The sequence below is a fragment of the Enterobacteriaceae bacterium Kacie_13 genome (assembly GCA_013457415.1).
In the GTDB taxonomy this organism is placed as follows: Bacteria; Pseudomonadota; Gammaproteobacteria; order Enterobacterales; family Enterobacteriaceae; genus Rahnella.
The window spans coordinates 2,030,687-2,052,619 of the sequence record CP045665.1 but is presented as its reverse complement, the minus strand read 5'-3'; the positions used below and the strand labels follow the sequence as shown (position 1 = coordinate 2,052,619).

Annotated in this window: 19 protein-coding genes; 8 read left to right on the top strand and 11 right to left on the bottom strand. The window is 52.4% G+C overall.

Features of this window, described 5'->3' with window-relative positions:
* Positions 1–2 precede the first annotated feature (2 nt).
* Entirely contained in the window at positions 3–2,435 is a 2,433-nt protein-coding gene (locus GE278_09445; GenBank protein ID QLK60966.1) for a formate C-acetyltransferase/glycerol dehydratase family glycyl radical enzyme, read from the top strand.
* A gap of 61 nt (positions 2,436–2,496) precedes the next feature.
* A complete protein-coding gene (locus GE278_09440; GenBank protein QLK60965.1) occupies positions 2,497–3,240 on the top strand; it encodes a DeoR family transcriptional regulator in 744 nt (247 codons plus the stop codon).
* Positions 3,241–3,252: 12 nt separating this feature from the next.
* Here the strand turns inward: GE278_09440 and araD are convergent, their stop codons facing one another.
* Positions 3,253–3,960: an L-ribulose-5-phosphate 4-epimerase gene (gene araD, locus GE278_09435; GenBank protein QLK60964.1), complete on the bottom strand. Its 708-nt coding sequence runs from the start codon at positions 3,958–3,960 to the stop codon at positions 3,253–3,255.
* Positions 3,961–4,363: 403 nt separating this feature from the next.
* Between araD and osmB the strand changes: the two genes are divergently transcribed.
* Complete coding sequence (gene osmB / locus GE278_09430) at positions 4,364–4,582, top strand: osmotically-inducible lipoprotein OsmB (protein QLK60963.1); 219 nt, start codon at positions 4,364–4,366, stop codon at positions 4,580–4,582.
* A gap of 61 nt (positions 4,583–4,643) precedes the next feature.
* On the opposite strand, the gene yciH is transcribed toward osmB, so the two are convergent.
* Together yciH and pyrF are read right to left on the bottom strand one after the other, a co-directional pair.
* Positions 4,644–4,973, bottom strand: a complete 330-nt coding sequence (gene yciH / locus GE278_09425; protein QLK60962.1) for a stress response translation initiation inhibitor YciH — start codon at positions 4,971–4,973, stop codon at positions 4,644–4,646.
* 12 nt (positions 4,974–4,985) lie between these two features.
* A complete protein-coding gene (pyrF, locus tag GE278_09420) occupies positions 4,986–5,714 on the bottom strand; it encodes an orotidine-5'-phosphate decarboxylase (protein ID QLK60961.1) in 729 nt (242 codons plus the stop codon).
* Positions 5,715–5,905: 191 nt separating this feature from the next.
* Between pyrF and GE278_09415 the strand changes: the two genes are divergently transcribed.
* Entirely contained in the window at positions 5,906–6,193 is a 288-nt protein-coding gene (locus tag GE278_09415) for a hypothetical protein (protein QLK60960.1), read from the top strand.
* Positions 6,194–6,343: 150 nt separating this feature from the next.
* Here GE278_09415 and lapB read toward each other — a convergent pair whose 3' ends face one another.
* The 3 genes from lapB to pgpB form a co-directional block, all read right to left on the bottom strand.
* Entirely contained in the window at positions 6,344–7,513 is a 1,170-nt protein-coding gene (lapB, locus tag GE278_09410; GenBank protein ID QLK60959.1) for a lipopolysaccharide assembly protein LapB, read from the bottom strand.
* 6 nt (positions 7,514–7,519) lie between these two features.
* Positions 7,520–7,831: a DUF1049 domain-containing protein gene (locus GE278_09405; protein QLK63256.1), complete on the bottom strand. Its 312-nt coding sequence runs from the start codon at positions 7,829–7,831 to the stop codon at positions 7,520–7,522.
* Positions 7,832–8,098: 267 nt separating this feature from the next.
* Entirely contained in the window at positions 8,099–8,854 is a 756-nt protein-coding gene (gene pgpB / locus GE278_09400) for a phosphatidylglycerophosphatase B (protein QLK60958.1), read from the bottom strand.
* A gap of 298 nt (positions 8,855–9,152) precedes the next feature.
* Between pgpB and ribA the strand changes: the two genes are divergently transcribed.
* Complete coding sequence (gene ribA, locus GE278_09395) at positions 9,153–9,758, top strand: GTP cyclohydrolase II (protein ID QLK60957.1); 606 nt, start codon at positions 9,153–9,155, stop codon at positions 9,756–9,758.
* Positions 9,759–9,846: 88 nt separating this feature from the next.
* On the opposite strand, the gene acnA is transcribed toward ribA, so the two are convergent.
* The 3 genes from acnA to topA form a co-directional block, all read right to left on the bottom strand.
* A complete protein-coding gene (gene acnA / locus GE278_09390) occupies positions 9,847–12,522 on the bottom strand; it encodes an aconitate hydratase AcnA (protein ID QLK60956.1) in 2,676 nt (891 codons plus the stop codon).
* Positions 12,523–12,716: 194 nt separating this feature from the next.
* A complete protein-coding gene (gene cysB, locus GE278_09385; GenBank protein ID QLK60955.1) occupies positions 12,717–13,691 on the bottom strand; it encodes an HTH-type transcriptional regulator CysB in 975 nt (324 codons plus the stop codon).
* A 354-nt stretch (positions 13,692–14,045) separates the two neighbouring features.
* Entirely contained in the window at positions 14,046–16,643 is a 2,598-nt protein-coding gene (gene topA, locus GE278_09380; protein ID QLK60954.1) for a type I DNA topoisomerase, read from the bottom strand.
* A 460-nt stretch (positions 16,644–17,103) separates the two neighbouring features.
* Between topA and GE278_09375 the strand changes: the two genes are divergently transcribed.
* Complete coding sequence (locus GE278_09375) at positions 17,104–17,355, top strand: DUF2498 family protein (protein ID QLK60953.1); 252 nt, start codon at positions 17,104–17,106, stop codon at positions 17,353–17,355.
* Between the two features lie 93 nt (positions 17,356–17,448).
* Here the strand turns inward: GE278_09375 and sohB are convergent, their stop codons facing one another.
* Positions 17,449–18,492 carry a protease SohB gene (gene sohB, locus GE278_09370; protein QLK60952.1) on the bottom strand — a complete coding sequence of 348 codons (1,044 nt, stop codon included), beginning with the start codon at positions 18,490–18,492 and terminating at the stop codon, positions 17,449–17,451.
* 346 nt (positions 18,493–18,838) lie between these two features.
* On the opposite strand from sohB, the gene GE278_09365 reads away from it, so the two are divergent.
* Together GE278_09365 and cobO are read left to right on the top strand one after the other, a co-directional pair.
* Positions 18,839–19,600, top strand: coding sequence for a YciK family oxidoreductase (locus tag GE278_09365; protein QLK60951.1), 762 nt, complete (start codon positions 18,839–18,841; stop codon positions 19,598–19,600).
* 39 nt (positions 19,601–19,639) lie between these two features.
* Positions 19,640–20,230 carry a cob(I)yrinic acid a,c-diamide adenosyltransferase gene (gene cobO / locus GE278_09360; GenBank protein QLK60950.1) on the top strand — a complete coding sequence of 197 codons (591 nt, stop codon included), beginning with the start codon at positions 19,640–19,642 and terminating at the stop codon, positions 20,228–20,230.
* 111 nt (positions 20,231–20,341) lie between these two features.
* Here cobO and rluB read toward each other — a convergent pair whose 3' ends face one another.
* Positions 20,342–21,658: a 23S rRNA pseudouridine(2605) synthase RluB gene (rluB, locus tag GE278_09355; protein ID QLK60949.1), complete on the bottom strand. Its 1,317-nt coding sequence runs from the start codon at positions 21,656–21,658 to the stop codon at positions 20,342–20,344.
* Positions 21,659–21,933: the final 275 nt, after the last annotated feature.

Below are 21,933 nucleotides of genomic sequence, written 5' to 3'. Positions count from 1 at the left end.
AAATGACCAAACTGAATCTAAACACCCTTTCCGGCCGCATCCGTGCGCATAAAGAAGCGCTGATCCACATCGTCAAACCGCCGGTCTGTACCGAACGCGCACGGCATTACACGCAGATTTATCAGCAACACGCCAACAAACCGCTGGCCGTTCGTCGCGCGCTGGCACTGGCTGAACACCTGAGTCAGCGCACAATCTGGATCAAACACGATGAGCTGATCGTCGGCAATCAGGCCAGCGAAGTGCGCGCTGCACCGATTTTCCCTGAATACACCGTCGGCTGGATTGAGAGCGAAATCGATGCACTGGCCGACCGTCCGGGCGCGGGTTTTGCGGTCAGCGAAGCCAATAAAAAGATCCTCCACGAAATCTGCCCGTGGTGGCGCGGCCAGACGGTACAGGACCGCTGCTACGGCATGTTTACTGACGAACAGAAAGCGCTGCTCGACAGTGGCATCGTCAAAGCCGAAGGTAATATGACCTCCGGCGACGCCCATCTGGCGGTGAATTTCCCGCTGCTGCTCGAGCTGGGGCTGGACGGTTTGCGGCACAAAGTCGATGAACGCCGCAGCCGAATCAATCTGACCGACTGGGAAGATTTGCACAAAGAACAATTGCTGAAAGCCATCGATATTACGCTGGGAGCGGTGAGTGACCATGTGATGCGCTTTGCTGAACTGGCGCGGGATATGGCGGAGTCAGAAACGCGAGAAAGCCGTCGCACCGAACTGCTGACGATTGCCGCCAACTGCGACATCATTGCCCATCAGCCGCCCAAAAACTTCTGGCAGGCGTTGCAGCTTTGCTACTTCATCCAGCTTATTTTGCAGATCGAATCCAACGGTCATTCCGTGTCGTTTGGCCGTATGGATCAGTATCTTTATCCGTTCTACCGTCGCGACGTGGAGCTTGAGCAATCGCTGGGGCGCGATCAGGCGATCGAGCTGCTACAAAGCTGCTGGCTAAAACTGCTGGAAGTGAACAAGATCCGCTCCGGTACGCACTCGAAAGCGTCGGCGGGTAGCCCGCTGTATCAGAACGTCACTATCGGGGGCCAGATGCTGCATCACGGCGTGGCCGCCGATGCGGTGAATCCGCTTTCTTACGCCGTGCTGGAATCCTGCGGGCAGTTGCGTTCCACCCAGCCAAACCTGAGCGTTCGCTATCATGCCGGAATGAGCACCGATTTCCTTGACGCCTGCGTGCAGGTGATCCGCTGTGGTTTCGGAATGCCTGCGTTCAACAACGATGAAATCGTTATTCCTGAATTCATCAAGCTGGGGGTCGAAAAAGAAGATGCTTACGATTATGCCGCTATCGGCTGTATCGAAACGGCGGTCGGCGGCAAATGGGGTTACCGCTGCACCGGTATGAGTTTCATTAACTTCGCGCGCGTGATGCTGGCGGCGCTGGAACAGGGACGCGATGCGAAAAGTCAGTCCTGCTTCCTGCCTCAGGCACGCGGTTTATCGCAGAATAATTTCGAGAATTTCGAACAGGTCTTCACGCAGTGGGATGATCAAATCCGCTATTACACCCGCAAATCTATCGAAATTGAGTGCGTGGTCGATACAGTGCTTGAGGAAAACGCGCAAGATATTCTCTGCTCAGCGCTGGTGGATGATTGCATCGAACGCGGGAAAACCATTAAACAAGGCGGTGCGAAGTACGACTGGGTATCGGGATTGCAGGTCGGGATCGCCAATCTGGGCAACAGTCTGGCGGCGGTGAAAAAACTGGTGTTCGACCAGGGTGCAATTGGTCAGAAGGAGCTGGCGGATGCGCTGGCGTCTGATTACGCGGGGCTGGACGGAGAACGTCTGCGTCAGCGCCTGATCAACGGTGCCGAGAAATACGGAAACGATCATGATGAGGTCGATCAGCTGCTGGTGCGCGCCTATCAATGTTATATCGATGAGTTGTCCAATTATCATAATACCCGGTTCGGACGCGGCCCGATTGGGGGCACCTATTACGCGGGTACATCGTCGATTTCCGCCAACGTGCCGTTTGGGGCGGGCACAACGGCCACGCCGGACGGCAGAAAAGCGTACACTCCACTGGCAGAAGGTGCCAGTCCGGCGTCCGGCACCGACCATCTGGGGCCAACGGCGGTGTTTAACTCGCTGGGTAAATTGCCGACCGAAGCGATACTCGGTGGCGTACTGTTGAATCAGAAACTGAATCCGGCATCGCTGGAAAATGAAACTGACCGTCAGACGCTGATGCTGATGCTGCGGACATTCTTTGAAGAGCATCGCGGCTGGCATGTTCAGTACAACATCGTTTCCCGCGAGACGTTACTCAAAGCGCGGGAAGAGCCGCAAAACTACCGCGATCTGGTGGTACGGGTGGCGGGTTACTCTGCGTTCTTTACGGCTTTATCCCCTGAGGCTCAGGATGATATTATCGCCCGCACTGAACATACGCTTTAATGTTCGCATCAGACTTTAACTTTACCGGGGCGGCTGCGGCCGCCCGTATTTTCGGGCGATTATGAACGACAGACAGCAACTTATTTTGCAATGGGTGAACGATAAACAGCGGATCAGCGTCAGTGAGCTGTCGGAAATTTGTCAGGTATCGGAAGTGACAATCCGTCACGATCTCACTCAGCTGGAACAGCGTCACTATCTGCGCCGTGCGCACGGTTTTGCGGTTGCCATTCAGACCGACGATGTGGATACCCGCATGATGTCGAATTTCGCGCAGAAACAGAAACTGGCGAAATTCGCAGCGTCGCTTATTCGTGACGGCGAAACAGTCTTTTTCGAGAGCGGGAGCAGCATTGCCCTGCTGGCACAATATCTTTCTGATAAGAAAAACCTGACGGTGATCACCGTCAGCAGCTACGTGGCGTCATTACTGAAAAGTATGCCGTGCGACGTGGTCTTACTTGGTGGAATGTATCAGAAAACCAGCCAGACGGTGGTCGGGCCGCTGACCAAAATGTGCCTGCAACAAATGAACTTCAGCAAAGCCTTTGTGGGCATCGACGGGTTTACCGGTTCTACCGGATTCACCGGCCGGGATATGCTGCGGGCGGATATCGTCAATGCGGTGATCGCGAAAGGTGCTGAAAATATCGTGCTGACAGACTCGTCAAAATTCGGCCAAATAAACCTTAATCCGCTTGGGCCGGTGAGCGCGTTCAGTCGTGTGATTACGGATGACATGTTAGCAGGAGACTTTCAGCGGGAGCTTTCAGGCGCAGGCATTGAAGTCAGCCTTGTGGGCTGACTTTTCAAACTGTTACTGCGGGGTTTCCTGGCCATAGTAAGCATTCTTGCCATGCTTGCGCAGATAATGTTTATCCAAAAGCTGCGGTTGCATGTCAGGCAACTGCGGTGTCAGCTGGCGGGAGAAGATACCCATGTAGGCAATTTCTTCCAGCACCACGGCGTTGTGCACCGCATTATCCGCATCTTTCCCCCACGTAAACGGCCCGTGAGAATGCACCAGCACCGCCGGAACATCGGCTGGTGACAGGTGGCGTTCAGCAAAGGTTTTAACAATCACTTCACCGGTTTCCCATTCGTAGCGTCCGGCAATTTCCGCTTCGGTCATGAGACGCGTACAGGGAATATTGCCGTAGAAATAATCCGCATGTGTTGTGCCCCACGCCGGAATATCAAGGCCAGCCTGTGCCCATATTGTCGCGTGGCGCGAATGCGTATGCACAATGCCGCCCGCTTCGGGGAAATTCAGGTACAGAACACGGTGTGTATCAGTATCGGAAGACGGTTTTTTACTCCCCTCAACGACTTTGCCGGTTTCCAGTTCGACCACCACCATATCGTCTACGCCCATGTGCCCGTATTCCACGCCGGACGGCTTAATGACAATCAGCCCCTGCTGGCGGTCTACAGCACTGACGTTTCCCCAGGTAAAGGTCACCAGATTATGGCGAGGCAGTGCCAGATTGGCCTCTAATACCTGCTCTTTCAGTTGTTTTAGCATGATGATCCCCTCGTCTGTCGATGATCTATTGTCTGGGCGGCAGAGGGTGGCAGGTATGGGGGAATTCGCTAAAGAGTGCGTACAGATCTGCTGCAAACGCAAAAGTGCCCGTGCGGGCAGAAACGGTGTGAAAATGAATCCAGTCTTTAGTTTTTTGTGCTCCGCGAAAGCGGCCTGATGGTGAATTAAGATTATTCACCTAGTGAATGAATAGTAAATTCACTATTTTTATTCAACGGATGCAAAAGTGCGTCCGGATGATACAAATTATGAATAAAGGTTCGGAGCAGCTGAGAAATTTGTGAGTCGCGTGAAGGATCACAAGGTGAAATCCGGTGAAAACGCCGCAGGTTACCTATACTTATGAATGATGCTGAACGTTAATCCTTTGAGGAAGATAACTATGATGCTCGTAAATAAACGCGTTGCCAGTATTGCGCTGGTTCTGACTTTAGCAATGTCTGTTACCGCTTGTGGTAACTGGTCTAAACGTGACCGTAACACCGCCATTGGCGCCGGTGCCGGTGCACTGGGTGGTGCGGTTCTGACTGACGGCAGTACATTAGGCACCTTAGGCGGCGCAGCAGTCGGTGGTATTGTGGGTCATCAGGTTAGTAAATAAGTATTAGAAAAAATAAACAGAAAAGACGCTGCGCTTGTGAATAGCGCAGCATCTTGTTTCTTCACCCGCCAGCCAGCTTCACTTTCATGCCTTTCGCTTCGAGCAGTTGTTTGAGCAGATCGCGCTTATCGCCCTGGATCTCAATCACGCCCTCTTTGACCGAACCGCCGCAGCCGCATTTCTTTTTCAACTCCGCTGCCAGCTTTTCCAGCGCCGCATCATCCAGATCCACACCGGTAATCAGACACACGCCTTTGCCTTTACGGCCACTGGTCTGACGCTGAATGCGCACAATGCCGTCGCCTTTCGGGCGAACGATAGCGGCCTTCGGCTCATCTATTCTGCCGCTGTCCGTCGAATAGACTAAACGACTGTTGTTATCGTTGCTCATATACGCCTCTTCTTAACGCAGTGAATCGCGGATTTCACGCAGGGTCTGCGCCGGATCGGCCGACTGCGTGATCGGGCGACCAATCACCATGTAATCCACACCGGCGGCCAGCGCTTCCTGCGGCGTCATCACGCGGCGCTGATCGTCGGCCTTACTGCCTGCGGGGCGGATACCGGGAGTCACCAGCTGGAATGCGCTGCCGAGGGCAGATTTGAAGCGCGTCGCTTCCTGCGCGGAACACACTACACCATCCAGGCCGCAGTCGCGGGTCAGGCGCGCCAGACGCTCGGCGTAATCCGCCGGAGACAATGTAATACCTAAATCGGCCAGATCGCTGCTTTCCATGCTGGTCAGCACGGTGACGGCGATCAGCAGCGGTGCATCGTTACCAAAGGGCATCAGCGCCTCTTTCGCCGCCGTCATCATGCGCGCACCACCGCTGGCGTGCACATTCACCATCCACACACCGAGGTCAGCAGCGGCCGCTACAGCGCGCGCTGTGGTGTTAGGGATATCGTGGAATTTTAGATCCAGAAATACGTCGAAACCGCGCGACTGCAAATCTTTGACCATCTGCGGACCGAAGTGGGTAAACATTTCTTTGCCAATTTTCAGACGACAATCACGTGGATTGATTTTATCGGCGAATGCCAGCGCGGAGGATTTATCAGCGTAATCAAGTGCGACAACAATAGGTGAGGAATTTAAGTCGTTGTTGTTAATGTTATTTTCTGACTTCATATCTTCAGCCTCTTGTTAATTTTCAAATCAGGAAGGGAAAGCATAATTTCTGCCGCAAGCATTTTACATGGCAAGACGCCGAAATCACAGCCACACCTAATGTGACAGTTTTATTAAATTTTTGTTATACACTAGACGATGTCACAAGGCTGGCTTAGCTTGTTACTTTTACACGAAGGAAAGGCTGAAAAATGAGTGAGATAACGACCCTGACCGTAAAAATTTCGGTGGAATTGAAAGAGCTGATCAAAAATGCTGCCGCCGAAGCCGAACATTCATTAAGCGCCGAAGTGGCTGCCCGTCTGGAAGCGAGTTTTAATCCGGGCGCGCACAAAGGAAAAAAAGCCACCAAAGCGACTGAACATGACATCGATAATCAACATCTGGCGGAAGAGTCAGAACCTGCGCTGACCGCCAAAGAAATCAAGAAACTGCGTACGTTGATTAACGCGCGTAAAGCGAGCAGCAAGAAGAAATAATTGAGGCTTTTCCCCGACAGATTTTTTCTCTAAATAATTCGAGTTGCAGGCAGGCGTCAATTGAAGGAACCCGAAGAGCTTACTGAAGTAAGTGATTCGGGTTTCCGAAAGCAGCCAACGCTCCTGCAGGTTGAAGTATGACGGGAAAAGTTACTGGCCGTCCAATCCCCTGATAGGTTTGATCGTCGCCCAGCCACGACAAGACGGGCAATGCCAGTACAACGAATGCGCAGTGAAGCCGCATTTGTGGCAACGGTAACGCGGTTTAGTGCGGATCTGTTCGCCGACCATATCCCTCAGCAGCCCCAGACTTTCCTTCGCACGCCCTTCTTCCGCATCAGCCAGATGGTAATCCATCAGGTGATGGAACACGCGCATGGTCGGATGGCGCTGAAGCTGGCGGTTAATGTAATTCTGCGCAACTTCGCGGCCCTCTTCCTGGTGGATGATCTCCGCCAGCATCAGTTCAGCGGTCGCACCGGTATTCTCATCCACGCAGCGTTTGAGAAATTCCGCCCAGGCCAGCGTATCTTTCAGATTGAGATAGCACTCTTGCAGCATCGGCAGCGCTTCGCTGACAATTTCTTTATCCTGTTCCAGCACGCGCTGTAACGCATCGGCGGCTTTACGGTATTCACCCTGCGCCATCAGAATGCGACCCTGCATGATTGAGACGCGGGCACACAATTTATCTGCCGCAGCAGCTTTTTTCAGCAGGCTGGTCGCTTTATCGAAATCATCCGACACCATTGCCTGCAATGCCAGTTCGCACCAGAAATGCGCGATCTCTTTGCGGCGGTTTTCTTTGCCCAGTTTGACCAGACGTTCGGCCACGTCGATGGCGTTCTGCCAGTCGCTGGTCGCCTGGTGAATGATCAACAACTGTTCCAGCGCAAAAAGCTGGAAATCCTGCTCTTTCACCAGCTGATTAAACATGTCTTCGGCGCGGTCATAAAAACCGGCGGTCATGTAATCGCGCCCCAGTTGTTGCACGGCCAGCAGGCGTTGTTCGAAGGTCAGCGACGCGCTTTCCATCAATGACTGATGGATTCGAATCGCACGATCAACCTCGCCACGGGAGCGGAACAGATTACCCAGAGTCAGGTGCGCTTCGACCGTACTGCTGTCCTCTTTCAACATTTCGAGGAACAGGTCGACCGCTTTATCCTGCTGATTGGAAAGCAGGAAGTTAACCCCTGCCACGTATTCACGCGACAGCCGGTTGGCATTTTCCTGTTTGTCCTGCTGAGAACTTCTGCGCCCCATGTACCAGCCATAGGCGGCCGCAACGGGCAACAACAGAAACAGCAGCTCTAACATAAAGGGTTATTCCTTGCTGACATCATAAGATGCTGCAGGCGGCGTCACGACAGCCACGGGCTCGATTTGCAGTTCCAGACGTTTGATTTTTCGCTGAGCGCGGCCAAGAGACAGGCGTACGCGAAGATAGAACAAACCGCAGATGACCCACCCAAGAATGAAACCGGTCGCAAACAGCACGGCAAGCAGCGTAGAGACGCGATAGTCACCCTGCGCCAACAAATAGTTGAAGGTCACAGTCTGATCGTTATGGGCACCTAACGTGATAGAAATCACCACGATGACCAGTAAAAATAAAAAAATCAGCAGATATTTCACATTCATTCCTGTAATGCCGGGTGTACCGGATGAATTATGCCAAAAACTCTCGTCCCGACCTAATAAGTTAGCATTTCTGCACAAAGCTGGGAAACATTGCCGAGGGTTTAAAGAGTAACTGTCCGAAGATCGCACAACTTTTGCGATCGGTGAAGTGAACCGGTGAAAACGATATGTAAGAGATATGGGGACGTTGCGCCTGAAATCAAAGGGGAACCGGAAGATTCTCCTTTGATTCGGGTAAGTATCAGAATGCGAATAAGGGGATTATTCGCGTTCAGCGATCTCTTTATTTTCTTCTGGTGGCGGCGTCAACGGGCCGATGTAACGCTCTGTCAGCCAGCAGGCCAGCGTCACCAGGATCCAGCTGATCCCAACCGAGGCAATCAGGTCACGCGGCCAGTGCATTCCCAGCATCAGGCGGCTGCCCATCACCACGACTGACCACACCATCAGCGCAGTTACTGTCTTATAATGCTTACGGCGCCACAACAGCCCGATGCCCAGCAGTGCCCAGCTTGCGGCAAACATCGTATGTCCTGAAGGGAACGCGTATCCGGTATCATTCTGCCAGCTTTTATTCAGCCAGTGCGGGATCTGAACATTCTCACCGAGAATTTCTTTGACCTGCTTGCCGCGTGCCTTGCTCTTCATGGCATAGAACTCCTGGACATTCATCTGATGATCGGTACCGAGCCACGCCACATAGGGCCGCGGCTCCTGCACTTCCCCTTTAATGTAATCCTTGGCAAATTGTCCGATGAGCAGCGCCGCAGAAATGATCAGCACCAGTCCAATCGCTGCTTTGATACGAAAACGCAGACACCACAAAAACCACGCGCACAGAATAACCGTGGTGAGAATCCCCCAGGGCTGGCTGACTGTTTCGGTCACCCAGTATAGTGGGCGCAAAATCGCCGGATTGCCGCCGGGTGTCCATAACCAGCCACTGATCCACACCGCTGCGGGCATGATGAGCAAAAGAAGTGCCCCGAGGGCGGTGCGTTTGGCGATATCAAACATAGTCGTCCTTTCTGTTTTTTGTAAAATGCATAAAAGAGTGGGAGTGTAGCAATGTTGTAATTCCTTAACATTCCTTAAATCAGGGTTGTTGAGGTAACTGTTATAGTTCATAACTTATGAAGTAATCGTTCAAATATTCCCGCTAAAATGTGAGCCAAACTGTGGCAAAATGGTGCCCTGTTGTGATGGAAAGGCACCGATTCCCTATCCAGAGACCGCATCCGCACGTAGGATGCGCATCAATAAGTAAAATACTCACCGTAAATGAAGACTATTTGTGTTTTTTTTGGAGCGTAAAATGCAGCTGAAACGGGTGGCAGAAGCCAATCTGCCAACACCTTGGGGCGATTTCCTGATGGTGGGTTTTGAAGAATTGGCCACCGGGCACGACCACCTGGCGTTAGTTTTTGGTGACATTAGCGGTGAAACGCCCGTTCTGGCACGCGTTCATTCGGAATGCCTGACCGGCGATGCCCTGTTCAGCCTTCGCTGTGACTGCGGTTTCCAGCTCGAAGCGGCGCTCAACGACATCGCCGAAGAAGGCCGCGGCATTCTGATGTATCACCGTCAGGAAGGCCGTAACATCGGTCTGCTGAATAAAATCCGTGCTTACGCCTTGCAGGACAAAGGCTATGACACTGTCGAAGCGAATCATCAGCTCGGTTTTGCCGCCGATGAACGCGACTTCACGCTGTGTGCCGACATGTTCAAACTGCTCGGCGTCGATTCCGTTCGCCTGCTGACCAATAATCCGAAAAAAGTCGAAATTCTGACCGAAGCCGGGATCAACATCGTTGAGCGCGTCCCGCTGGTGGTTGGCCGTAATCCGGAAAACGAACGCTATCTTTCGACCAAGGCAGCCAAAATGGGCCACCTGCTGGATAACGATCTGCGCCACAAGTAATTCTGCTGTCGGGTAGTCTGACCGGCAAATATTAAGGGCACCTTATGAAGGTGCCCTTTTTTATGGTTAAAACGGGTTGTTTATACGATCACAGCATTTTGCGGATGACGTAATGCAAGATGCCGCCGTTCTGGAAGTAGGTCAGCTCGTTACCCGTATCAATACGACAACGCGCGTTGACCGTTTCTGCGTGTCCGTCGGCGAACACGATATGCACTGGCACATCCTGGCCCGGTTTCAGGGTTTGCAGCCCGCTCACACTAATCTGCTCGTCGCCGGTCAGTTTCAGCGTTTTACGCGTTACGCCCTGTGGAAATTCCAGGGGCAAAATCCCCATGCCGATGAGGTTTGAACGGTGGATGCGCTCGAAAGATTCGGCAATTACCACACGAACGCCCAGCAGGCGCGGTCCTTTCGCCGCCCAGTCACGGCTGGAACCAGAACCGTACTCTTTACCAGCGATCACGGCCGTAGGCACGCTTTCATGCTGATAGCGCATCGCAGCGTCGTAGATCGCCAGCTGATCCTGTGACGGGATGTGACGGGTATAACCGCCCTCCACGCCCGGCACCATTTCATTGCGGATACGAATATTAGCGAAGGTTCCGCGCATCATCACTTCATGGTTACCGCGTCGCGAACCGTAAGAGTTGAACGCTTTCGGTTCCACACCGTGATTTTTCAGATACAGCCCTGCCGGACTCTCAATTTTTATGTTACCGGCTGGTGAGATATGGTCGGTGGTTACCGAGTCCGCCAGAATCGCCAGAATGCGTGCGTCTTTAATGTCTTCCACCGCATCCGGCTCTGCCTTCATATCACTGAAGAATGGCGGATGGCGGATGTACGTGGAGTCTTCCTGCCAGGTATACGTCGGCGTACCTTCCACCTGAATTGCCTGCCAGCTGGCATCGCCGTTGAAAACTTCGGCATACTCTTTATGGAACATCTCAGTGGTCACCTGCCCGACCGCATTGGCAATTTCTGCCGCCGTAGGCCAGATATCTTTCAGATACACCGGTTTGCCATCGGGGTCTTCACCCAGCGGATCGGTGGTCAGATTGACATTCATATTCCCGGCCAGCGCGTAAGCCACCACCAGCGGCGGCGAGGCCAGCCAGTTGGTTTTGATCAGCGGATGGATACGCCCTTCAAAGTTACGGTTACCAGAAAGCACCGCACCCACGGTTAAATCACCGGATTTTATCGCCGATTCGATAGGTTCCGGCAACGGCCCTGAGTTACCGATACAGGTTGTACAGCCGTAACCGACCAGATTGAAACGCAGCTTTTCCAGATACGGCATCAGACCGGCAGCATTCAGATAATCGGTCACCACTTTCGAACCCGGTGCCAGTGACGTTTTCACCCAGGGTTTGCTGGTCAGCCCTTTCTCAGCGGCATTCTTAGCCAGCAGCCCGGCGGCCATCAGCACGCTTGGGTTGGACGTATTGGTACAGGACGTAATAGCAGCAATCACCACAGCACCGGTTTCCAGCGCGTAATGTTGACCATCGAGGGTGAAGCTCTCTTTATCCGTGTGACCCGGTTTGTTATTGCCAAGCTCCAGCTCCGTCGCGGCTTTGAACGCTTTAGGGACATCCGGCAGCGCCACCCTGTCCTGCGGGCGTTTCGGACCGGCAAGGCTTGGCACGACATCGCCCATGTCCAGCGCAAGCGTGCTGGTGAAGACGGGTTCGTCACCGGCGTTACGCCACAGGCCCTGCACCTGTGAATAGGCTTTTACCAGTTCGATCTGGTCGTCACTGCGGCCACTGAGTTTCATGTAGCTCAACGTCACGTCGTCTACCGGGAAGAAACCGCAGGTCGCGCCAAATTCCGGCGACATATTGGCAATAGTCGCGCGATCCGCGAGCGGAAGATCGGCCAGACCATCACCATAGAATTCAACAAATTTTCCCACCACACCGTGTTTTCGCAGCATCTGGGTGACGGTTAACACCAGATCGGTGGCCGTTATGCCTTCACGCAGTTTGCCAGTCAGGCGGAACCCGACTACGTCAGGGATCAACATCGATACCGGCTGACCGAGCATCGCCGCTTCGGCTTCGATACCGCCGCAGCCCCAGCCCAGAATGCCAAGGCCGTTGATCATAGTGGTGTGAGAATCAGTACCGACCAGCGTGTCGGGGTAAGCTACGGTTTTGCCGTTCTGTTCTTCATGCCAGACGGTCTGACCGAGATATTCAAGATTGACCTGATGACAAATACCCGTGCCAGGCGGCACAACGCGGAAACGGTTAAAGGCTTTCTGACCCCAGCGCAGAAACTGATAGCGCTCGTTATTACGCTCCATTTCCAGACGAACGTTTTCATCGAATGCGTCTTCATCGCCGAACTCATCAACGGTCACCGAGTGGTCGATAACCAGATCGACAGGCGACAGCGGATTGACTTGTTCGACATTCCCGCCAAGGCGTTTAACCGCCTGACGCATCGCTGCAAGATCCACCACGGCGGGTACCCCGGTGAAATCCTGCATCAGAACGCGCGCGGGACGATAGGCAATTTCACGATCGGCATGGCCGGTTTTTTGCCAGTTAACCAGTTCGTGCAAATCACTTTCCGTGACAGTGTCACCATCTACGTGACGCAGCAGGTTTTCGAGTAAGACCTTAAGGGATTTAGGCAGACGCTGAATATCACCCAGCGTGTTGGCGGCAAGAGGCAGACTGTAGTAGTGGAACTCCTTACCCTGGACTGCGAGCTTATCCAGACTTCTGTTACGAATATCGGACGACATAGCTTCTCCTTATGCTTCACAGCACCAGCTGAGTTAAGGACGAATAACCCGCTGGCTTATAAGTGCATATATAAAGATAACACATATTTTTGTTAACATTTTCATAACAGCTCAATCGGATCATCAGGCAAAAAAAATCCCGCGTCATCAGGCGATGTCGCGGGACTTTTTAGCAGCAAAAGCAGACCGGGAATTTATTTGGTCGGCAGCTTGATGTCTTTGAACATCTCTTCGATGTCTTCGTTCGAACGCAGCGCGATCGCGGTATCCACCACGTCACGCGTCAGGTGCGGTGCAAAACGCTGGATGAAATCGTACATGTAGCTGCGCAGGAAGGTGCTGCGACGAAAACCGATTTTAGTGGTGCTGTAGGTAAAGATATCGCGCGCATCCACAGTCACCAGATCCGGATCCTGAATTGGATCAACGGCCATACTGGCGATGACACCCACGCCCAGACCCAGGCGAACATAGGTTTTGATGACGTCGGCGTCAGTGGCGGTGAAGACAATTTTTGGTGTCAGGCCGGCACGGTTAAATGCAGTATCCAGCTCGGAACGACCGGTAAAACCGAAGGTATAAGTAACAATCGGGTACGCTGCCAGCTCTTCAATGGTGACCTTCTCTTTGCCTGCCAGTGGATGATCCGGCTGAACCACCACGGCGCGATTCCAGTGGTAGCACGGCAACATGATCAGATCATCGTAAAGATGCAGCGCCTCGGTGGCGATCGCGAAATCGGCATTTCCCTTGGACACGGCTTCGGCGATCTGGGTCGGTGAGCCCTGATGCATATGCAACGAAACGCGCGGATAACGCTCGATAAAGCCTTTGATCACGTTCGGTAGGGCGTAGCGTGCCTGGGTATGCGTTGTCGCCACATACAGCGATCCCTTGTCCGGATAAGTATGCTCACCAGCCACGGCCTTGATGGCATCGACTTTGGACAGCACTTCACGAGCAATACGGATGATCTCCTGCCCCGCAGGCGTCACCTGCGTCAGATGTTTGCCGCTGCGGGAAAAAATCTGGATCCCCAGCTCATCTTCCAGCATACGGACTTGTTTACTGATCCCTGGCTGCGACGTGTACAGGCCTTCTGCCGTCGAACTGACGTTCAGATTGTGATTAACAACCTCTACGATGTAGCGCAGTTGCTGCAATTTCATATCTCATACCACCCTGGTTTCAAACCCTGTCACCATCCCTGTTCGCACGCTGGCTGAACAGACTGGAAATGATTTTTTATTGAATGCCCGAAGTCTGTGAACGCGCCGTGTTATGCCACAGACGCATTAGCTTATTACTATTGTGAATAAAAATAAATTTTATATAACAATTATATCAAGAATTAACGCGTTGTATAGCCAGATAACATAAGGATTACAGCAGGAAGCATTGCCCTGAGAAGAGATGCGCCAAGAACCTTCCGATAATAGTTCTTAATGCAATAAAAAAACCAGCCCGGAGGACTGGTTTTTTACAATCAAATAACAAAGTTCTTTTATCTGAGTGACTCGATTTTATTTCTTACCTTCGACCCATTTGCCGTCTACAAAGAACGCGGTCCAGCCGGTAGCTTTACCGTCTTTTTCAGATGAGACGTATTGCTGCTTGGTTTTACGGCTGAAACGTACCATCGATTTATTGCCTTCCGGGTCAGCGACCGGCGCATCGGCCAGATAGCTCAGTTTTTCCGGCAGACGATCTTTAAAGCGCTTCAGTTCTTCCACCAGCGGCGCACGGGTTTCGCGCGATTTAGGGAAAGTATTGGCCGCCAGGAACACACCGGCAGCGCCATCACGCAGAACGAAGTAGGCGTCTGATTTCTCACACGGCAGCTCAGGCAGCGGAACCGGATCTTCTTTCGGCGGTGCAACGTCACCGTTTCGCAAAATTTTACGGGTATTTTTGCACTCGTCGTTGGTACAGCCCATGTACTTACCGAAACGTCCCATTTTCAGGTGCATTTCAGAACCACATTTCTCACACTCAACAATCGGGCCGTCGTAGCCTTTAATGCGGAACTCGCCCTGCTCGATTTCGTAGCCGTCACATTCCGGGTTATTACCGCAGACATGCAACTTGCGCTGGTTATCGATCAAGTAGCTGTCCATCGCCGTGCCACATTTGCCACAGCGACGTTTGGCACGCAGCGCGTTGGCTTCTGCTTCATCACCTTCCAGAATGTTGAGCACTTCAGCATCAGCGATCAGGTTGATGGTGGTTTTGCAGCGCTCTTTAGGGGGCAATGCGTAGCCTGAACAGCCAAGGAACACGCCGGTGCTGGCGGTGCGGATGCCCATCGGGCGGCCACAGGTCGGGCACTCAATGCTGGTAAGGATCATCTGATTCGGGCGCATACCGCCCTCTTCCGGATCCTTCTCGGCGGTTTCCAGTTGCTTGCTGAATTCGGTGAAGAACTCATCCAGCACGGCTTTCCACTCGGCTTTGTTGTTGGCGACCTGGTCCAGACCGTCTTCCATGCGTGCGGTGAAGTCGTAGTTCATCAGTTCGCGGAAGTTTTGCTCCAGACGATCTGTGACAATTTCACCCATTTTCTCGGCGTAGAAACGGCGGTTCTCAACATGAACATAACCACGATCCTGAATGGTCGAAATGATCGACGCATAAGTGGACGGACGGCCAATACCGCGTTTTTCCAGCTCTTTAACCAGTGACGCTTCGCTGAATCGCGCAGGCGGTTTGGTGAAGTGCTGTGTTGGCAGCAGCTGTTGCAGTTTGAGATCGGTACCGACTTCGATTGCAGGTAAAATGCGGTCTTCGTCGCCTTTACGCAGCGCTGGCATGACTTTCGTCCAACCATCGAAACGCAGAGTACGGCCTTTGGCGCGCAGCGAGTAATCGCCCGCTTTCACCGTCAGCGTAGAAGAATCGTACTGCGCCGGTGTCATCTGACAGGCCACAAACTGACGCCAGATCAGCTGGTACAGACGCTGCGCATCGGCTTCCATATCTTTCAGTTGCTCGGATACGACCGCCACGTCAGAAGGACGAATCGCTTCGTGCGCTTCCTGTGAATTTTCTTTGTTGCTGTATTGCAGCGGCGCTTTCGGCAGGTATTTATCACCGAAGTTCTCACCGATGTAACCTCGCACCATTTCCACGGCGTCCTGACTCAGGTTAGTGGAGTCGGTACGCATGTAGGTGATGTGACCCGCTTCGTACAAACGCTGCGCCATCATCATGGTTTTCTTCACGCCGAAGCTCAGACGCGTACTGGCGGCCTGTTGCAACGTGGAAGTAATAAAAGGTGCGCCCGGCTTGCTGCTGGTCGGTTTATCTTCGCGATCCACCACCGTATAGCGCGCTTTCTCAAGCAGCGACACCGCGGCGTGCGTTTGTTCTTTATTAACCGGTTTGAACGGTTTGTCGAGGTGATGCGTAACTTCCATTTGCAGGGCGGTATCTTTCTTTGCCAGCAAATCTGCATGCAGCTCCCAGTACTCTTCCGGTACGAACGCTTTGATTTCTTTTTCGCGTTCCACCACCAGACGCACTGCCACGGACTGAACGCGGCCGGCGGACAGGCCACGGGCAATTTTCTTCCACAGCAACGGGGATACCATGTAACCCACTACACGGTCCATAAAACGACGCGCTTGCTGGGCATTTACACGATCAATATTCAGTTCACCCGGTTCTTTAAAGGCGTTCTGGATAGCGTTTTTGGTAATTTCGTTAAACACCACGCGGCTGAAACGTTTGTCATCACCACCAATCACTTCCCGCAGATGCCAGGCTATCGCCTCTCCTTCGCGGTCAAGGTCGGTTGCGAGATAGATGTGGTCAGCTTTTTCGGCTAACGCTTTTAACTCAGCAACGACCTTTTCTTTGCCCGGTAGTATTTCGTACTGCGCTTCCCAGCCGTGGTAAGGATCGACGCCCATGCGATTAACCAGCGCGGTTTTCTCATCCTTTTTTACTTTTTTCTTTGGCTTTTCTTCGGTTGAGACGGCGGTTTTTTTAGCGGCGGACCCACTGGTCGGTAAATCGCGGATATGACCGACGCTGGACTTAACCACGTAGTCATTTCCTAAATATTTATTAATCGTTTTGGCTTTTGCCGGGGACTCAACTATTACGAGAGCTTTGCCCATAATTACCTTTACCTGAATGATTCTTCATCAGCTGAAGAAGTTTTTGTCTAGTTATGCCGCGGCACAATATCATGTCTTTTTTTATATTGCGGCAGTGAGTCAGAACGTCAACTTATTTCTTTCAAATGACGAATGAACTGACTTCCAGAGGTTCAAAACACTGATTCTGCAAGGGATTAACCAGACAGGGTTCAGCGGAATGTGCCCATTTTTGCGTCAAATAATGACCAAGCGTAAACAAAACATTCCACCTGAAGCCACAAAATCCCACACTCTACCTGATAAAAATCGCCACGCAACCTAATTAACACCTAATGCCCCATTTCGATAATGTGGTCAAATTTTTCACCCGATTGTTCGAAATGCAACCACATGTTTTAACCATTAACCCCAGCGGATTTGCGGTTTTATCACCGGCAGGATTACAATATCGTCAGAATTATAGTGGGGAGTAAATAACATGCACGAAAATACATCGGCAATTAGTCGCGAAGCTCTACTTATCGAAGCGAATAAGATTATCCGCGAGCATGAAGATTACATGCAAGGGATGATCGCCACAGAGGTTGAACAGAAAGGAAATGTGCTGGTTTTCCGTGGAGAATTCTTCATGGATGACGACGGTTTACCGACCCGAAAAACAACGGCTGTATTTAATATGTTTAAACATCTGGCACATCTGTTTTCAGAAAAATACCATCTCGAAAATTGAGATAAATACATCGCTACGACTATTCCGTATTACAGATAAATTAGCAGCATTAAAAAAGGGACTGTCGTCCCTTTTTCTTTCTTCATTTACCGTTTACAGCAGTGGTTTCTGACTACGCTGCAACCAGCGCAGGAAAAGACGATCAGCACTTTCTGCCGCGCTGCCGGTGAATCTGTCCATCATGCGTTTGCGACGCGCATAACGCACCGCAATCACCTCATGATTTTTCATTTCGGCGATCAACAAATCATCGCTGGTGCCGACAGCATCAATCAGTCCATTTTCACGCGCCTGCGTTCCGAACCAGTGCTCGCCGGTGGCCACCGCATCAATGTCCAATGACGGACGATTCTGATGCACGAACTCTTTGAACAACACGTGCGTTTCATTCAGATCTTCACGGAATTTTTCGCGCCCTTCCTCAGTGTTTTCACCCAGCAAAGTCAGCGTGCGTTTAAATTCACCCGCGGTGTGCAATTCAATGTCAATGTCGTTCTTTTTCAGCAAACGGTTGAAATTCGGGATCTGCGCGACTACGCCGATGGAACCAATAATAGCAAACGGTGCCGCGACAATACGATCAGCCACGCAGGCCATCATGTAACCGCCGCTGGCGGCCACTTTATCCACTGCGACGGTCAGGCGTATACCGCTCTGACGCAGACGTACCAGCTGCGACGCCGCCAGACCGTACCCGTGTACCACCCCTCCCGGACTTTCCAGGCGCAGCAGCACTTCGTCTTCCGGCGTGGCAACGGCCATCACCGCTGAGATCTCTTCGCGCAAAGATGTCACTTCATGGGCGTCCATACTGCCTTTAAAATCCAGCACATACAGGCATGGTTTGCTTTTAACCGTCCCTGTTTTCGCCTGCAATTTCTTTTGTTTGGCTTCTGCTTTGTCCTTTTTTTTCAGCTCTTTGCTACGCATTTTCTGCTCAGCCGGGTTCAGCCGCGCAGTACGCATCTCACGCTGCATCTCGCGATATTGCTCACCGAGATCGATCAGCTGTAATTCACCTTTGCTGTGAGATTTACGCTGACGAAGACCAATAACCAGCACCACCAATGCGCCGATGGCAATCACCACGGTAACAACTTTGGCTAAAAACAGCCCATAAAGAGAAAGTAAATCCACTAAAACCTGCCTATTGACTGTGGTAAGAAAGATGTGAACATTCTAGACAATCCGCGCATCCGCGTCTTGTTTGAATATGTCTTTGTCAGTCGGAGGTAAATACGGGTGCGTATTAGTTCCAATTTTGTTACAAAAGAGCTACCTGTTTTTGGGTTAATCATTGAAACTCATGTTCATTTCAGGCATATAACCGGTGATCACTTCTGAAACACCCCACATTTCCGCCGAAATGCCGGGCTGATGGTTGAGCGCAATCCCTCCCATTTCCGGCATTTTGTTTTATCGAGCCCGTGATGTGACGACGGCCATTTGCCGCCGCATCCCGATCCGTTTACGAGGACTGAACGTGCACTATCATCCGAAATCTGACCTACTCAATAACCGTATTATTTTGATCACTGGCGCAGGCGACGGCATCGGCCGCGAAGCTGCCCTCACTTATGCACGCTTTGGCGCGCAGGTGATTTTGCTCGGTCGCACCGAGAGCAAACTGGCAAGCGTGCAGCAGGAAATTGCGGCGCGAAATTTCCGCCCGGCTTTCATTTATAGTCTGGATTTACTGACCGCCAGCCAGCAGGATTGCCAGCGCGTTGCCGATCAGATTGGGCAATGGGTGCCGCACCTTGACGGCGTGCTGCACAATGCAGGATTACTCACCGAAATTACGCCGATGGCCGACATCAAATTGCAGGACTGGATGAACGTGATGCAGGTGAACGTCAATGCCACCTTCATGCTGACACAGGCGTTATTGCCGCTGTTGCTCAAATCAGCCAGTTCGTCGCTGGTGTTCACCACCTCAAGCGTAGGACGCGAAGGCCGCAGCGGCTGGGGTGCTTATGCAGTCTCGAAATTTGCCACCGAAGGCATGATGCAGGTGCTGGCAGAAGAGCATAAACACACCGGCCTGCGCGTTAACTGCATCAATCCCGGCGGCACGCGTACTGGCATGCGCGCCTCGGCCTTTCCTGATGAAAACAAAGATAAACTTAAAACACCGGCCGATATTATGCCGCTGTATTTGTACCTGATGGGTGACGACAGTCGTCGTAAAACCGGGATCAGTTTTGATGCTCAGCCCGGCCGCAAAGCCGGCCCTGCCGAATAATCTTACCCGATTTCTCAGAGACCACAGACGGAGCCGTTCATGACCGAAGATCGCCACAAGCAGCGCCAGCAAAAGCTGAAAGAACAGGTTGATGCGCGCATTGACGCTGCCAAAGAACAGCGCGGAATTTTGATTGTCTTCACCGGCAACGGTAAAGGCAAAACCACGGCAGCCTTTGGTACAGTGACCCGTGCAGTCGGCCATGGCATGCACGCGGCGGTGATTCAGTTCATTAAAGGCGAATGGCCGAACGGTGAAAAAAATTTGCTTGAACCACACGGCGTTGAATTTCAGGTGATGTCGACCGGTTTTACCTGGGAAACCCAGAATAAAGATACCGATACGCAAGCCTGTCAGGCCGTGTGGCAGCATGGCAAGCGCATGCTGGCCGATGCGTCGTTAGATCTCGTTGTGCTCGATGAACTGACGTACATGGTGAGTTTCGGCTATCTGGAATTGGAGGACGTAGTAGCCGCGCTAAAAGCACGTCCGGCACATCAGACAGTCATTATTACCGGCCGCGGCTGTCATCGCGATCTGCTGGAAATGGCGGACACCGTCAGCGAACTGCGTCCGGTGAAACATGCTTTTGACGCGGGGATCATGGCGCAGCAGGGAATCGACTGGTAATTCCTGTTTTCAGTCTTCATTTCCCGATTGATTCTAAAATTCAGACAAAAAAAACCGCAGTCATTGACTGCGGTTCATCAGCTCATTCGAAGCAGTATCGCTGTCTGGCGATTAGCCTCTTTTAGCCGGAGCGTTACGACGTGCAGGGGCAACCTGAGTATGGCGCTTAACGGCGCGACGGATCTGGTTGGCTTTCACACGGCGACGATCGCGTTCCACCGGCATTTTGCTGACGGTTTCTTCGTTCATTTCGACCAACGTACGCAGGTAGTTGATGTCCGGCAGATCCAGCTCTTTATAGCCGCCGCGAGGCAGGCCTTTTGGCAGATTCAGATCACCGTAACGGACGCGGATCAGACGGCTGACCTGAACGCCCACAGCTTCCCACAGACGACGCACTTCACGGTTACGGCCTTCAGTCAGGGTCACGTTGTACCACTGGTTCAGACCTTCTCCGCCCTGGAATTTGATCGAGCGGAACGCAGCCGGACCGTCTTCCAGCTGCACGCCGCGGCTCAGCTGTTTGATTTTTTCATCATCAATCTGGCCGAATACGCGCACGGCATATTCACGCTCAACTTCACGGCTTGGATGCATCAGGCGGTTTGCCAGTTCACCGTCGGTGGTGAAAAGCAGCAGGCCAGAGGTGTTAACGTCCAGACGACCTACGGCAATCCAGCGTGAACCACGCATTTTTGGCAAGCGGTCAAACACGGTCGGACGGCCTTCCGGATCACTGCGGGTACACAACTCACCTTCCGGCTTGTAGTAGGCCAGCACACGGCAGACGGTGTCCTGAGACTCCATCACAGACAGCACATGGCCATCGAGGCGGATTTTGGTACCGCCGGTGACTTCAACGCGGTCGCCCAGCGTGGAGATTTTACCGTCGACGCTGACGCGGCCCGCCTGGATCATCGCTTCAACTTCACGACGCGAACCATGGCCTGCACGTGCGAGTACTTTTTGCAGTTTCTCGCTTTGCCCTTCGGTGCTGTCCAGCGCGTTCTTCGGCTTCTGGTACTTCACTTCTTCGTCATCACCGGTTTCATCAAACAGGGTGTCGGCTTTAGGCCTGGTTACGCGTGGTTTTGCAGCACGAGGTTTTTCACCGCGAGGGTTCTCCGGACGCGTTTTACCGCGGCCTGGTTTTTCGATACGTGAATCGCCGCGACCGGCATCGGAACGCGGTTTGTCTGAACGCGGTTTATCACTGTTCGGTTTATCACCGCGTGGCTTGTCGCTATTGGGTTTATCACTACGTGGCTTGTCTGAACGTGGCTTTTCGCCACGCTTCTCAGCACGTGACAGTTCAGGACGGGCTTTCGCTGCACCGGAATTTCTGCCGCTTTTTGGCTTATCACCTGGTGAACGTGCCGGTTTGGATCTGTCGCTGGAATGTTTCTGGGAATTATACTTCTCGCTCATTGAGCAGCCTCATTTGTCGCCTTCACAGGCGTCGGGGGGAGCGGCCAGCACGATGTTTACCATCGCCTGCCCGTCAAAATTCAGTTTGGGAGATAAGCGGACTGTCGCGGAAACTTTATTTCTGCACCGGGATTGCGCCACACATGCACAGATAAAACACATCGCCAGACAGCATTACTTATCAATACAATGACTTACAAAAAGTCAGCCCGCCATTATACACAATTATCAGCATTTTGTCTGTTACAAGCGCTTTGTGGGCTGATTATTTTTTA

What these genes read in the sequence shown, in the direction of transcription:
- pgpB (QLK60958.1), bottom strand. Translation starts at nt 8,854, where the DNA reads ATGTTTGATATCGCCAAACGCACCGCCCTCGGGGCACTTCTTTTGCTC.
- pyrF (QLK60961.1), bottom strand. Translation starts at nt 5,714, where the DNA reads ATGAAGTCAGAAAATAACATTAACAACAACGACTTAAATTCCTCACCT.
- osmB (QLK60963.1), top strand. Translation starts at nt 4,364, where the DNA reads ATGATGCTCGTAAATAAACGCGTTGCCAGTATTGCGCTGGTTCTGACT.
- cysB (QLK60955.1), bottom strand. Translation starts at nt 13,691, where the DNA reads ATGAAATTGCAGCAACTGCGCTACATCGTAGAGGTTGTTAATCACAAT.
- cobO (QLK60950.1), top strand. Translation starts at nt 19,640, where the DNA reads ATGACCGAAGATCGCCACAAGCAGCGCCAGCAAAAGCTGAAAGAACAG.
- GE278_09415 (QLK60960.1), top strand. Translation starts at nt 5,906, where the DNA reads ATGAGTGAGATAACGACCCTGACCGTAAAAATTTCGGTGGAATTGAAA.
- topA (QLK60954.1), bottom strand. Translation starts at nt 16,643, where the DNA reads ATGGGCAAAGCTCTCGTAATAGTTGAGTCCCCGGCAAAAGCCAAAACG.
- ribA (QLK60957.1), top strand. Translation starts at nt 9,153, where the DNA reads ATGCAGCTGAAACGGGTGGCAGAAGCCAATCTGCCAACACCTTGGGGC.
- GE278_09440 (QLK60965.1), top strand. Translation starts at nt 2,497, where the DNA reads ATGAACGACAGACAGCAACTTATTTTGCAATGGGTGAACGATAAACAG.
- acnA (QLK60956.1), bottom strand. Translation starts at nt 12,522, where the DNA reads ATGTCGTCCGATATTCGTAACAGAAGTCTGGATAAGCTCGCAGTCCAG.
- yciH (QLK60962.1), bottom strand. Translation starts at nt 4,973, where the DNA reads ATGAGCAACGATAACAACAGTCGTTTAGTCTATTCGACGGACAGCGGC.
- GE278_09445 (QLK60966.1), top strand. Translation starts at nt 3, where the DNA reads ATGACCAAACTGAATCTAAACACCCTTTCCGGCCGCATCCGTGCGCAT.
- lapB (QLK60959.1), bottom strand. Translation starts at nt 7,513, where the DNA reads ATGTTAGAGCTGCTGTTTCTGTTGTTGCCCGTTGCGGCCGCCTATGGC.
- araD (QLK60964.1), bottom strand. Translation starts at nt 3,960, where the DNA reads ATGCTAAAACAACTGAAAGAGCAGGTATTAGAGGCCAATCTGGCACTG.
- GE278_09375 (QLK60953.1), top strand. Translation starts at nt 17,104, where the DNA reads ATGCACGAAAATACATCGGCAATTAGTCGCGAAGCTCTACTTATCGAA.
- rluB (QLK60949.1), bottom strand. Translation starts at nt 21,658, where the DNA reads ATGAGCGAGAAGTATAATTCCCAGAAACATTCCAGCGACAGATCCAAA.